This window comes from Jiangella aurantiaca (assembly GCF_004349105.1).
Classification (GTDB): Bacteria; Actinomycetota; Actinomycetes; order Jiangellales; family Jiangellaceae; genus Jiangella; species Jiangella aurantiaca.
This window is the reverse complement of record NZ_SMLB01000007.1, coordinates 44,011-57,027: the sequence shown is the minus strand read 5'-3', so window position 1 is coordinate 57,027 and position 13,017 is coordinate 44,011. Positions and strand designations below refer to the sequence as shown.

The 13,017-nt window shown below is 71.7% G+C and carries 14 protein-coding genes; 7 read left to right on the top strand and 7 right to left on the bottom strand.

Going from position 1 to position 13,017, the window contains the following annotated elements:
- Positions 1-37 precede the first annotated feature (37 nt).
- Positions 38-721, top strand: coding sequence for a GH25 family lysozyme (locus E1262_RS07440; RefSeq protein ID WP_132102510.1), 684 nt, complete (start codon positions 38-40; stop codon positions 719-721).
- A gap of 71 nt (positions 722-792) precedes the next feature.
- On the opposite strand, the gene E1262_RS07435 is transcribed toward E1262_RS07440, so the two are convergent.
- Positions 793-1,326 carry a pyridoxamine 5'-phosphate oxidase family protein gene (locus E1262_RS07435; RefSeq protein WP_132102509.1) on the bottom strand — a complete coding sequence of 178 codons (534 nt, stop codon included), beginning with the start codon at positions 1,324-1,326 and terminating at the stop codon, positions 793-795.
- Between the two features lie 140 nt (positions 1,327-1,466).
- Between E1262_RS07435 and E1262_RS07430 the strand changes: the two genes are divergently transcribed.
- Complete coding sequence (locus tag E1262_RS07430; protein WP_132102508.1) at positions 1,467-1,874, top strand: hypothetical protein; 408 nt, start codon at positions 1,467-1,469, stop codon at positions 1,872-1,874.
- On the opposite strand, the gene E1262_RS07425 is transcribed toward E1262_RS07430, so the two are convergent.
- Both E1262_RS07425 and E1262_RS07420 read right to left on the bottom strand, forming a co-directional pair.
- Complete coding sequence (locus tag E1262_RS07425) at positions 1,865-2,473, bottom strand: hypothetical protein (RefSeq protein WP_132102507.1); 609 nt, start codon at positions 2,471-2,473, stop codon at positions 1,865-1,867. The genes E1262_RS07430 and E1262_RS07425 overlap by 10 nt on opposite strands.
- Entirely contained in the window at positions 2,470-3,084 is a 615-nt protein-coding gene (locus E1262_RS07420) for an acyltransferase (protein ID WP_132102506.1), read from the bottom strand. The genes E1262_RS07425 and E1262_RS07420 overlap by 4 nt, the downstream gene beginning before the upstream one ends.
- 186 nt (positions 3,085-3,270) lie before the next feature.
- Here E1262_RS07420 and E1262_RS07415 point away from each other — a divergent pair, with 186 nt between their 5' ends.
- The 5 genes from E1262_RS07415 (at position 3,271) to E1262_RS07395 (ending at position 8,805) form a co-directional block, all read left to right on the top strand.
- Complete coding sequence (locus E1262_RS07415; protein WP_132102505.1) at positions 3,271-3,948, top strand: hypothetical protein; 678 nt, start codon at positions 3,271-3,273, stop codon at positions 3,946-3,948.
- Between the two features lie 3 nt (positions 3,949-3,951).
- Positions 3,952-5,238, top strand: a complete 1,287-nt coding sequence (locus E1262_RS07410) for an MFS transporter (protein WP_132102504.1) — start codon at positions 3,952-3,954, stop codon at positions 5,236-5,238.
- Positions 5,235-6,254: a TolB family protein gene (locus E1262_RS07405; protein WP_132102503.1), complete on the top strand. Its 1,020-nt coding sequence runs from the start codon at positions 5,235-5,237 to the stop codon at positions 6,252-6,254. The genes E1262_RS07410 and E1262_RS07405 overlap by 4 nt, the downstream gene beginning before the upstream one ends.
- A gap of 88 nt (positions 6,255-6,342) precedes the next feature.
- Complete coding sequence (locus tag E1262_RS07400) at positions 6,343-7,143, top strand: hypothetical protein (protein ID WP_132102502.1); 801 nt, start codon at positions 6,343-6,345, stop codon at positions 7,141-7,143.
- Between the two features lie 246 nt (positions 7,144-7,389).
- The gene (locus tag E1262_RS07395) at positions 7,390-8,805 is read left to right on the top strand and encodes a DUF4082 domain-containing protein (protein WP_162605810.1); all 1,416 of its coding nucleotides are present in this window, start codon (positions 7,390-7,392) and stop codon (positions 8,803-8,805) included.
- On the opposite strand, the gene E1262_RS07390 is transcribed toward E1262_RS07395, so the two are convergent.
- From E1262_RS07390 to E1262_RS07375, 4 genes are all read right to left on the bottom strand, one after another.
- Positions 8,777-9,991 carry a glycosyltransferase family 4 protein gene (locus tag E1262_RS07390; RefSeq protein ID WP_132102500.1) on the bottom strand — a complete coding sequence of 405 codons (1,215 nt, stop codon included), beginning with the start codon at positions 9,989-9,991 and terminating at the stop codon, positions 8,777-8,779. The genes E1262_RS07395 and E1262_RS07390 overlap by 29 nt on opposite strands.
- A gap of 65 nt (positions 9,992-10,056) precedes the next feature.
- The gene (locus tag E1262_RS07385; protein ID WP_132102499.1) at positions 10,057-10,965 is read right to left on the bottom strand and encodes a glycosyltransferase family 2 protein; all 909 of its coding nucleotides are present in this window, start codon (positions 10,963-10,965) and stop codon (positions 10,057-10,059) included.
- Entirely contained in the window at positions 10,962-12,269 is a 1,308-nt protein-coding gene (locus E1262_RS07380; RefSeq protein WP_132102498.1) for an O-antigen ligase family protein, read from the bottom strand. The genes E1262_RS07385 and E1262_RS07380 overlap by 4 nt, the downstream gene beginning before the upstream one ends.
- Positions 12,266-13,009: a hypothetical protein gene (locus tag E1262_RS07375; protein WP_132102497.1), complete on the bottom strand. Its 744-nt coding sequence runs from the start codon at positions 13,007-13,009 to the stop codon at positions 12,266-12,268. Before E1262_RS07375 ends, E1262_RS07380 begins: the two co-directional genes overlap by 4 nt.
- Between the last annotated feature and the right edge of the window lie 8 nt (positions 13,010-13,017).

Sequence of the window (13,017 nt, the reverse complement as noted above, 5' to 3'; positions counted from 1 at the left end):
TGACGGACGAAGGTTACGGATCCGGGGGGAACGGGACATGCGCCGTCGCATCATCATCACCGTCTCGGCGGTGGTGGTAGCGGCCATCGGGCTGGGCGCGGTGCTCTGGTTCGGCGTCGTCCCCCACTGGCGGCCGGCGCTGGAACACGGCGAGCGCTACGGCATCGACGTCTCGGCGCACCAGGGCGAGATCGATTGGGACGCCGTCGCGCGCGACGGCATCGAGTTCGCCTACATCAAGGCCAGCGAGGGCCAGGGGTGGGTCGACGAGTGGTTCGACGAGAACTGGGCCGGCGCCGGCCGCGTCGGGCTGGACCGCGGCGCCTACCACTTCTTCACCCTCTGCGCGCCGGGTGCGGCGCAGGCCGAGAACTTCCTCGCCGTCGCACCACCCGACGACGACGCACTGCCGCCGGTCATCGACCTGGAGCTGTCCGGCAACTGCAGCGAGCGGCCGCCGGCCGACCAGGTGGCCGCCGAGGTCGACGCGTTCGTCGAGCTGGTGGAGAGCGCGTGGGGCCGCGATCTGCTGTTCTACGTCCGGCCCGACTGGGACGACCTCTACCCGATGCGCGACGGCCTGGACCGGCGGCTCTGGGACTACCGCTTCTTCCGCCGGCCCACCGACGAGCGATGGCACGTCTGGCAGGTGAACACGTTCGCCCGGGTCGACGGCATCGACGGCCCGGTCGACCTCGACATCATGCGCAACGAGGACTGACCAGGCGCCGACCGCGAGGTCCCGGATGGCGGCGAGTCCCACAACGGAAAGGGGAACAGCGCCGGGAACGCTCAGAACGTGAACCGCGTCGCGCCGTACGGCTCTTCGGCGCCGAGCGCGTACACCGTCACCGGCGTCAGGCGGAAGACATACCACGGCGGCGGCCCGGCGCTGGGCGCGCTGTACGGCGCGGTGAGCGCGTCGTCCTCGACGGCCGCCTCCCAGCCGTCGGCCGCGAAGGCGTCGCGGACCCGCCGCAGCGTCGCCTCGTCAGTCACCCGCTCCGCCGTCCCCTCGACGATCACGTCGAAGGGGTCCAGCGCGACGGTGAGCGTGCAGCGTGGGTCGGCGGCCAGGTTACGGGACTTGCGGGTGCCCGGGCCGGAGGTGAAGTAGAGCACGCCGTCGATCCACAGCACGCCGAGCGGCATCACGTGCGGCCGGCCGTCCGGCCGGGACGTCGCCAGCCACCAGGTGTGCCGGTTCGGGCCGCCGGTGGCTGGTGCCTGCGGCACGCCCGCGTCCAGTCGTGCCCGCACCTTCTCCCACGGAATCAGCGGTGCACCGTAGCCGTCGAGGTTCCGGTCGCCGGTCGGTGTGGTCATGGTCGTCTCCTTCGGGACGTACTCTCGGACGATAGACCAGCCCCGGCGCCGGAACTCATCGCGCCAGACGTCCGGGTTTGCCCCGTTGTGGGCGCGGGAAGAGATGACTACTGACACGCCGCCTGCGAAAGGATCCCGGCATGATCGTGCTCGGACTGCTCCTCATCGTCGCTGCCGCCGCAGCGGTTGTCGTCGCCGTCATCGCCGGCGGTGATACCGTCGCGCTCAGCGCGTTCGACGTCGACCTCGACTCGCCGGTCTGGGGCGTCTTCGCCGCGGGCGTCGGCACCGGCCTGCTCCTGCTACTCGGCATCATGGCGATCGTCGCCGGGGTGAACCGCTCGCGGGCCCGGCGCGAGGAGATCGAGTACCTGCGCGAACAGGTCGCCCGGCATGAGCGGCAGGCCGGCCGCGACGCCGATGAGACCGAGGTGGGCGAATGGCTCGGCCAGGCTCACACCCGCAACCGCACCGACACCGTCTCGGCCGAGACCCCTGCCCGGTCCGGCGCCACGTCCGGCGCGAGCCCGCTCTACCGTCAGGGCTGACGCCTCCCGGCGCCGCCGGTCACGGCGTCGGCCAGCAGCACCCACGCGAGAAAGACCAGCGCAGGGGCGAGGGCCTCTCCGACGGTGTGCCAGCCGCTGACCACCACCTCGGCAAGCGTCGCGACCACGGCGAGCGCGGCCAGAGCGGCGACCCACCGGCGCGCCCCGGACGGCGCCACGAGAACGGCCATCAGCGCCCCTGACAGCACCAGCGGCACGTGGCCGCTGAGCAGCGCCTCCCCCGACGGTCGCGCGCTGGGCGGGAACGGCAGCCATCCCGACTTGAGCGCCTGCACCGTGACGTTGGAGCCCACCGCGGTGATAGCCGCGAACAGCGCCGTCCGCGGATCGCGACGGTGGACCGCGACGATCAGCACGACCAACAGCACCAGCACGAACGGCGGCACGATCCGGCCGAAGCCACCGCGCAGCAGGCGCCAGACGCCGTCGCGCCAGCCGGACACGAGGTCGGCGACCGACCCTTCTACCCCGGTCCCCCACGACGTGCTGCCCAGCACGTACGCGATCGCGACCGCCGCGCCCAAGGAGGCCGCGGCGGCGAGCAGGGTGAGGCCGCGCCGGGTGGTCCGGCCGGTCATCCCGCCTCGGCCGCGGCCACCGGCACGACGGCCTGCCCGCCGTCGGTCTCGGCGAACCGTTCCCCGGTGACGGGGCATCGCCACGCTCCGTCCCCGTCCGCCTCCAGAGGTACGCCGGCCCGCCCCACCCACCGCAACCGCCGCGCCGGGACACCGGCCACGAGCGCGTAGTCGGGCACGTCGCCGGTCACCACGGCGCCGGCCGCGACCGTGGCCCAGCGCCCGACCACCACCGGCGCGATGCAGACGGCACGTGCGCCGATGGACGCGCCCTCGCGCACCGTCACACCCACCGGCCTCCAGTCGTCGGCGGACTTCAGGGTGCCGTCGGGGTTGACCGCACGCGGGTAGAGGTCATTGGTCAGCACGGCCGCCGGGCCGACGAAGACGCCGTCCTCGAGCACCGCCGGCTCGTAGACCAGCGCATAGTTCTGGATCTTGCACGCCGCGCCGACCCGGACGCCAGGTCCGATGTAGGCGCCGCGCCCGATGACGCAGTCCGCGCCGACGTCGGCGTCCTCGCGGATCTGCGCCAGATGCCACACCGTCGTTCGGTCGCCGACGGCCGCCCGCGCGTCGACGTCGGCCGACGCGTCGATCCTTGCGTCCACTCGATCCCCCTCGTCGAGTCCCCCGGCGGAGCCACCCGCTCCCGCCGTCCGCCGCGTCCTGCGTGGCGGAGATGCGCGGGATGAGGCTACAGTGAGGAATCGCCTGTGACGAGCCGCGGGGAGGGCAGTTCGTCGATCTGCAGGTGTTCGCACGGGTGGGGGGCCGCCGTGAAACACACACCAGCCATGGTCGCTGCCGTGGTGCTCGCGTGCGCCGTGACAGGCTGCTCCGGCGACGACGAGCCGTCCGGTGCCATGGACCAGTCCGCGGGCGCCACCCAGTCGGCCGGCGCGCCGGGCACATCGGGCATGGCGCCCGGTGCGCAGCCTACCGACCAGAACACCCCCGGCGGCGACGCGCCGGACGACGCCCCGTCGACTTCCGGCACCACGGCCACCGGCAGCGATGGGGCTACCGAGGGCGACGGCAGCGAAGTGATCCCGCAGCCGCAGGACACGGCGCCACCGCGGTTGGACGAGCTCTACGACGACGCGCCCGCAGCCGAGTCGCTGGCGCAGGTCCCGCCGAACGGCAGCGCGAGCGGCGAGCTCGTCGACGGCTTCCCGGTCGGCGTGATCGACCTCGTGCCGGACGCCACGGTCACCTCGAGCGCGGTGTCGGCCGAAGGGCGGCGGGTCCAGGTCTCGCTGGAGGCGACCGCTCCGCTGTCGCCCGACGAGGTGATCGGGCACTACCGCGCCCGGTTCGTCGCCGGCGGGTTCGCCGAGGACCAGGTGCCGGCGGTCGTCGGCACCACGGCGGCGTCGTTCTCCCGGTCCGGCGACGCCCTGGTCGTGAGCTCGCGGACATCCGGCGACGAGACCGTGTTCAGCGTGACCGGCGTGCTGGTCGCCCAGGGCTGACGGATGTACATCACCCTGCGCGACCGGCCGAAGACCGGCCGGCAGGCAACGCCCCGGACGAAGAGCAGGGTCTCCTCGGTGGTCGTGACGCTGGGCGTCGTGAGCCTCATGACCGACATCTCGTCCGAGGCGGTCGCGGCCATCTTGCCGCTCTACGTCACCGCCGCTCTGGGGCTCACCACCATCGCCTACGGCTTCATCGACGGACTGATGCAGGGCGCCAGCGCGCTGGTCCGCATCGCCGGCGGCTGGGCGGCCGACCGCGGCGACCACCCGAAGTGGGTCGCCCTCGTCGGTTACGGCCTGTCGATGGTCACCAGGGCGGGGCTGCTGGTCGCAGCCGGATTCGCCTCCATCACCGCCCTGGTCGCGATCGACCGCGTCGGCAAGGGCATCCGCACCGCGCCTCGGGACGCGATGATCACCGCGGCGTCCGACCCGGCGCACCTCGGCCGCTCCTTCGGCGTGCACCGCACGCTCGACACCATCGGCGCCGCGCTCGGCCCGCTGCTCGCCTTCGTCATCCTCTGGGCGATCCCGGACGGCTACACCACCGTCTTCGTCCTGTCCCTGGGCTGTGCGGTCATCGGGTTCGCGCTGCTGGCCCTGTTGGTCCCCGACCTCCGGCCGCGCCGCCGGGCCGCCAGGGAACCGGGCGAGCATCCCGCAGGACGCCCGTTCAGCTGGCGCTCGGTGGCCGAACCGCGGTTACGCCGGCTGCTGATCGTCTCGGGCGCCCTGGGGCTGCTCACCATCGGCGACGGCTTCGTCTATCTTGCGCTCCAGTCGCGCGACGGCTTCGCCACGCAGTGGTTCCCGCTCCTGTACGTCGGGACCAACGTGGCCTACCTCGCGCTGGCCATCCCGGTGGGTCGGCTCTCCGACCGCGTCGGCCGCGCCCGGGTGCTGGTACTGGGGCATCTGGCGCTGCTCGCCGCCTACCTGTGCGCCGGGTCGGCCACCGGCATGGCCGGGCTGACGATCGCGGCACTCGTGCTGCTCGGGGTGTTCTACGCCGCCACCGACGGCGTCCTGGCCGCGCTGGCCGGCCAGCTCGCCGACACGTCGGTACGCGCCGCGGCCATCGGGACCGCGCAGACGGTGGTCGCCGTCACCCGGATGATCGCGGCGGCGGCGTTCGGCGTGCTGTGGTACGCCCTGGGCCGCAGCACGGCGATGCTGCTGGTGGCGGCGCTGCTCGCGGCCGCGGTCCCGGTGTGCTTCCTCGCGCTGCGCGGCCTCGACCCGCCGCGGCCGGCTCCTGAACCCGAGGGCGGCGCGCTGGCATGACGGTGCGCAACCGGCGAGTCATCGGCTTCGTCCTCGTCGTCCTCGTGGTCGTCGTGGCGGCCGGTGCTTACGGCTGGTCGGAGTACGACCGCAGCCGCCAGGCCCGGACGACCGCGACCGACGTCGACCTCGTACCGGCCGACGTGACGGTGACCGGCGAGCGGATCGTGTTCCGCAGCACGGCCCCCGGCGATCTGTACGGCCGCGTCGCCACCGTCGCCGCCGACGACCCCGGTGGCCCGCGCGAGGTCGCACCGGTCGCCTGCGACCGGGTCGACACCACCGGCGACCGGACGGTGTGCCTGCGCACCGACCGCGGCGTCGTCACCACCTTCGAGGCCGCGTTGCTGGACGCGAACTGGCAGCCGACGCGATCGTGGCCGCTGCCGGGAATTCCCAGCCGCACCCGGCTGTCTCCCGACGGCGCTCTCGTGGCGACGACCTCATTCGTCACCGGACATTCCTACATGTCGACGGGATTCTCCACAGAGACGGTGATCCACGAAATCGGCGGCCGCGACTACGGGAACATCGAAGAATTCGATCTACTCGTCGACGGCGAGAAGATCGCCCCGGTGGACCGGAATATGTGGGGCGTCACGTTCGTCGACGACACCATCTTCTACGCGACCGCACAATCCCAGGCGCTCGGGCACACATGGCTGGTCCGCGGCGACCTCGAGGCACGAACGCTGAGCGTCGTCCGCGACGGCGTCGAGTGTCCGTCACTCTCGCCGAACGGCAGCCGGATCGCCTTCAAGAAGGATGTCGACGACGGGTCCGGCGTGCACTGGTCGATCGCCGTGCTGGACCTCGCCAGCGGCGAGGAGACCGTGCTCGGCGAGCAGCGCAACGTCGACGACCAGGTCGAATGGCTCGACGACGACACCATCCTCTACGGCCTCCCCCGCGACCACGAGCCCGGCGTCACCGACGTGTGGGCGATGCCGGCAGCCGGCGGCACGCCTGAGGTGCTGATCCCCGAGGCGTGGTCGCCCGCCGTGTTGCGACAGTGACGATCGTCGCGCAGGCGCGCCGTCGCTGACCGCGGGCCTGTGAGACACTGCAGGTCAGATACACATCGATGGGCAGGACCGACGAAACGTGATCCTCAGTGACCTCCTGAACGCATTGCTGCGGCGCTGGTACGTGGTGCTGGTGGGGCTGGTCGGCACTGGGCTGCTGTGCTTCATGGTGGCCGCGCGGGTCGCGCCCACCTACGAGTCCACGGCCACCGCGACGCTCGTGCCCGGCGAGTCGACGATCGCACAGCGCGGCAACCCGCTCCTGTACCTCGACGGCCTCATCTTGGCCCGTGATGTCCTCGTCCGCTCACTGAGCTCCGACGATGTGCGCGAGCCGATCCTCGCCGAGTTCCCGGGGGCCGACTTCTCGGTCGACGCCGATCCAAGCACCAGCGGGCCGATGATCGTGGTCGAGTCGACCGCTCCGACCCCCGACATGGCCGGCGCCATCGTCTCCCGGGTCGTCGACGAGCTGCCGGCGCGGCTGGACGTGCTCCAGGACGAGGTGGAGTCGCCCGACGCCGACCGCATCTCCGTGCTCCGCCTGGCCGGGCCCGGGGCGCCCGAGACCGTGCGCACCGCGGTGATCCGCGCCGTCGGCGCCGTCGGCGGCGTCGGGATCGTGGCGACCCTGCTGGTGACCGGGCTGGTCGACGGCTTGATCGGCGGGCGCCGGCAACGCCGGCCGAACCGCGGCCGCGAACGAGCCCGCCCCAAAGCGACGGCCGCCCCGCCCCACCAGCCGGTGCACCCTGCCGAGGCCGCCGAACCCGCCGGCGATGCGCCCGAATCGCCGAGCCACCGAACGAATCCCGCTCCGTCCGGATCGGAAGCAGAAACGGATCTTGAGCCGGCGAGAATGCACCAGAGGTCTGATTAGACCGGCACAGGTCTAGAATTGGGACAGCTCCGAAACTTCGGCGAATATTTTTCTATTTCGCGGCATAAGAGCGCCCGTGGATGGGCAGACTGTCGATTGGTTCCAGTCCGGTTCGATGATCCCGATATTTGGACTCATATGACTCACCTGCCGATCCGCAGCCGTGCCAGCAGACGCATCCGTCGTGCCCGTCATCGTCGAATCCGGCTCCGCCTCTCCACCGCCATTGTCACCGCGATCGCGGTGGTGAGTGGCGTCACGGTCGCGTGGGCGCTCAACGACACCCCGTCGACAGACGGCATCTTCGCCGACGACCTCGCGCCCCGGACGGCCGCCGACCCGGACCGCCGCGCAGTGGAGCTGGGCGTGCGTTTCTCCCCGCAGGAGGACGGCAGCGTCACCGCGCTGCAGTACTACCAGGGCGCGCGGACCCGCGATGTCACCACCGCCACGCTCTGGTCGGCGGAGGGCGAGGTCCTGGCCCGGGTCAGCTTCGCGGCCAGCAGGTCGGTCGGCTGGCGGACCGTCCCGCTCGAGACTTCCGTACCACTCACCGCCGGCGAGACCTACGTCGCGTCGTACCACGCGCCCCAGGGCGGCTACGCCGTGACCGAACACGACCTGACCACGCGGCAGGTCCGCAACGGCTTCGTCCTGCAGGCCGGCGCCGGCGTGTACCACTACGGCAGCCACAGCCGCTTCCCCGACGACACCTACCGCGGCTCGAACTACCTCGTCGACATCGTCTACGACACGTCCGACGCCCCGCTGCCGCCGGTGCCGCCCCTGCCGGGCGAGTCGCCGTCGACGACACCGACGCCGACCCCGTCGGCCACGCCGACGCGCCCGGCCGAGCCGTCGAACCCCGGCGCGTTCCCGACCCGGGAGTCGGCGGGCCTGCCGGCCGACTGGAAGCCGGTGCGCGAGGTGTCGGGAGACCTGAGGATCACCGAGGCCGGCGCGGTCGTCGAGGACCTGCGGGTCACGAACGGCACCATCTACGTCGACGCGCCCAACGTGACGCTGCGGCGCATCGACGCCGTCGGCACCAACGTCGTGAACGACCCCCGCAACGTCTGCCGTAACGGGCTCGTCATCGAGGATTCCACCTTCACGCCGCGGTCGCGCACCTCGGACCAGGACATCTTCGTCATCGGACCGGGCGGCTACACCGCGCGCAACATCCTCGTCGACGGCGTGCCGGAAGGCCTTCGCGCGGCCGGCGACGACTACGGCTGCGAAGGCGTCACCATCGAGGACTCCTTCATCCAGGTCTCCCCGCCCACCGAGTGCGGCGACTGGCACGGCGACGGCGTCCAGGGCTACTACGGCGGCCACCTGAAGGTCCGCAACAGCACCGTCATCCTCGAGGAGCGCGACGGATGCTGGGGCACGGCGGCCTTCTTCTACCCGCACAGCCAGGGCAACACCTCGCTCGACGTCGACGGCCTCCTGGTGGCCGGCGGCGGCTACCCGTTCCGCAACGGCATGCCGGGCTCGGTGCGCAACCTCAACGTCGTCGAGGGCAGCTGGGGCTACGGGCCGATCGACGTGAAGTGCTCGGTGGTCGACCCGTGGCAGGCGCAGGTGGTCCGGCTGGACAGCGCAGGCCAGCCGATCCCGGTGAAGCCGATCAGCTGCTCGATGGAGGGCGGCCGGTGACCGACGCGTAGAGGTCGCTCATGCGGTCGAGCCGGTGCTGCCACAGGTGCGTGGCGGTGACGTGCTCACGCGCGGCGGCGCCCATCCGCAACCTCAGCTCACGATCCTCGGCGAGTTTGCGGACCGCCGCCGCGCAGTCCACGGCGAGCTGCTCCGGCGAGACCGCGGGCAGCCGGAAGGCGCACGAGTCGGCGACGTTCGCTCCGGGACCGCCGCGGTCGCACACGACCACCGGCAGGCCGTAGCCCATGGCCTCCAGGCTCACGTTGCCGCCGGGCTCGCGGTAGCTCGGGAACACGAAGATGTCGGCGCGCTCGTAGAACGCGTCCACCTGGACGCGCGGCACCGCGCCGTGGAACGTGACCCGGTCCGTCAGGCCGAGTTCCTGAACGAGCTCCTCGCATGCCGCCCGGTCGCTGCCGTCGCCCAGGACGTCGAGCATGAGATTGAGGTCGCGGAGGGCCGCCATGGCGCGGATGACGTCGCGCAGGCCCTTGGTGCGGACGATGCGCCCGACGTGCAGCAGCCGGACCGGGCCGGTACGCCCCGACCGGTCGACCGGCGGCGGAACGTCGTGGACGGCGGTCTCGCTCATCAGCTCGAACCGCCGGAGCGTCAGATCGGCGAGGAACTCCTGGACGTAGGGCGCGACACCGACCACGCACTCAGCCGACTCGTACGTGGAGCGCAGCAGCGCGTCATGCCGGATCCGCCAGCCGTCGAGCGCGCGCAGCCGCTGGTACCAGGGGGTCGCTCCTTCCTCGGCCACGAACCCCGGCGGCGACTCCAGACTCCCCCCGACCGGCCCCATGACGAGCGGGACGCCAAGTCGCCGGGCCGGTGACGGGTAGCGCATCGCGACGGGAACGGCCTGGTGCGCGACGTCGAAGCGCTCGCCGTCGCGCAACCGGGCGCGGATCCAGCGGCGCGCCCGCACGTAGAACGGCGCGTACGCCGGCTGCATCAGGCTGTTGAGCCGCTCGACGCGATCGACCAGCGGCGGCTCACTCCACTCCACCACCCGCACAGCAGGAAGCTGCTGCGACGGCGGAACATGGCCACGCTTGTACGTGGTCAGCAGCGTGAGCTCGAACCGCTGCGACACCAGCGACGCCCACTGGAACGCCACCCACGACTCACCGACGTCCTGCCCATCGCACGCCGGTGCGATCATCAGAATCTTCATCTCGCCATTCCCCCTGGAGACGATCAATACTCGGCTACCCGCCCACCCGGCGGGGCCCCGGCGGATCACCGAGGCAGGAACGCATCGCTCGCGCCCAGCGGCGCCGGCCGCGTCGACGGCCGCAGCAGTGCTCGCACGGTCGGCCACGACTTCCGGTGGCCCAGGACGCCGCGGCGGACCTCGATGAGGACGGTCAGCACGAAGTACACCCAGGCACGGCGGTCGTCAGTGAGCCGCCGGTAGAGCCGAACCCGGTTGATGATCTTCATCGTGTGGGTGGTCGCGCTCTCCCCCGACCCGCCGCCGACGTGCATGGCGCCGGCCTGGGGGGTGTATACGGTCGCCCAACCCAGGTTCCGGGCGCGCAGGCTGAAGTCTGTCTCCTCGGAGTAGAGGAAGTACGACTCGTCCAGGCCGCCGAGCGCGTCGAAGCACTCACGGTCGATGAGCAGGATCGCGCCGACGGCCCAGTCGACCTCGTGCTCGGCCTCGTACTCCCGCGGATCCTCGATGCGCTCGGTGAACGCCGCGAGCCCGGTGAAGCTGAGCCCGCCGACCCGGCCGAGCGTCGGGCCGCGACGCAGGGTGGGCGACAGGCTGCCGTCGGCCTCACGCACCCGCGGGGCCACGATCCCGACGCCCGGCTTGCGCAGCACGTCGATCATGAGTGGCACCGACTCGGGGTCGAGAGTCGCGTCCGGGTTGAGCACGAGCACCGCCGAGGCGGGCGGCGACGATCGCACCGCCCGGTTGATGCCGGCGGCGTAGCCGTCGTTGGTCGACCGGACCACGACGCAGTCGTGCCGGCCGTCGAGCACTACGAGGGTGCCGTCCGCCGAGCCGTTGTCGACCACCACGACGGAGTAGGTGAGCTCGCCCAGCGCCGCCGGGACGCTGTCGAGCAGGTCGGCGATGTCGTGCTCGCTGTTGTACGTCACGACGACGACGGCGACGTCGACGGACCCTGCGCTCATGGGCGCACTGCCGGCATGGTTCCCCCCTGGTCTTCGGTTCTCCGTAGCGCACCGGAGATTCCGAGCAGCAGGAAGAGCGTACCCATCGTCATCGGAAATGCGAATGCGTCGAACATGACCAGGCAGATGAAACCCACCGCGACTGAAGCGACGAGCGCCATGGCGAGGTCGCGGGTCGGCTCGTTCCGCACGCCGCGCCGCAGGCGCAGCAACGTCACGATCGTGACGACGCTGAGGGCGACGAAGAGCGTCGTGCCGACGATACCGACGGTCACCAGCAGGCCCAGGTACTGGTTGTCGAAGATCCGGTACTTGGGCAGGAACGTTCCGAGACCGCGACCGAACCACGGGTTCTCGGCGATGAACGAGGCCGCGAGTCCGAAGCTGTCAGTACGCGACGCGATGCTCGGGTCCTCGGACGCGCCGGTGAACAATCCGAGAATCGAGTTGAACAGCGTGGGCGTCAGGATGGTCATCGCGGCGACGCCGGCCGCTCCGATGCCCAGGACGACCCGCCGGCGCGCGGTGGGCCAGCCGATCGCGCAGATCGCGACCCCGACGATCGCCCCGAGATAGGCCGACCGCGACGAGGTCACCGGAATGACCGCGGCGAGCGCCGCCGCCGGGAACCACCGGGCGATGCGGTGGCGCCAGGTGTGCTGGAAGCCCACGTGTAACGCGAGCGGGAGCAGCATCGTCACCACGACGCCGTACTCGATCGGGTGGATGGCCGTCCCCGCCGGCCGGAGGAACGCCCCGCGCAAGTACGTGCCCGCGGTGTCGGAAGCGGTCAGCCCAGGGATCGAGATCCGGTCGACCCAGATCTGGTTCGTCAGCACCTGCACGACACCGAGCATGGCGATCAGGCCGCCGCAGACCGCGATGCGCCAGACGAGGCTGTCCAGACGAGCGCGATTCGTCACGCCGTCGTGCGCGACGAGCAGCGTACCCGCCCACGAGGCCAGCGCCAGCAGCGCGACGTCGGCCGGACTGATCTCGTCGGGGTTGATCGGGCCCGACATCGCCAGCACGTAGGTCACGCCGACGCTGACAAGGAACGCGCAGAGCGCGATCCGGATGGGCTGGACGCGCACTTGGACCGGCTTTGTGGCGCCGACGAAGTAGAAGGTCCACAACACCAGGCTGCCCAGTCCGAAGACCATGGACGGGGAACCGGCGCTTCCGAGCGGACCGAAGATCAGCTTGGCCGGCACGAAGAACAGCAGTGCGATGTACAACGTGAGCCAGGCGGCAGCGTCGAGTCTCTTGCGCGTCCGCGTGTCGGTGCCGGCCCCCGAGGTCACCGCGCCCGCCTCCGGGCGGCCGGCGCACGCCTCGGGGAGTCCGCCGCGACGGTCCCGGCATCGCCGGCCTGCCCTGCCGCACCGGACGGTCCGTCGCCACCGGCGGGCCGAGTGTCGCCCCGCGACCGCGGCATCGCCCGCCAGCGTGCGGCGCGGCGCAGTGCCAGCCGGTCGGTCGAGAGGGTCGCGACCACCGTCGCTGCCAGCCCGGTGCCGATGGCGACCACCACGGCCCGAGTCGTACCGCCGGTATCCTTCACGGCCTCTGTGCTCATGGTCAGCGGCATGGACGTGACCGCGGACGCGGCTGGAACATCCAGCTCCAGCTGGAGCCGCGCCAGCGTGTTCGGCACGGCCTCGGCGATGTCCTGCAGCGCGGTCATGGCGCCGCCGGGCGTGGAAGCCGTGACCTCGATGGCGATGACGGGGCCGCGCGTAGCCTCTTCCATGGCGACCTCGTAGTCGACGCTCGGCACCGCTTCCTCGATCCCGGCACGCGCGGACGGGCTGTCGAGAAAGGACACGATGATCCGGGCCGGCATGTCCAGCGCACCCAGCGCAAGGAAGGGGTTGCCACCGGCGCCGACGGCCTCCTCCGGCGGCAGCAGCAGCACGAGCCCGCGCGCGGAGTACGTGGGCGGCGACAGCGCCGCCGCGCCGACGCCGAGACCGGCCGTCAGCAGAACCCCCAGCACCAGGACGTACCACCGGCGACCGGCGGCGGCGAGGAAGTCCGACATGACGGAGT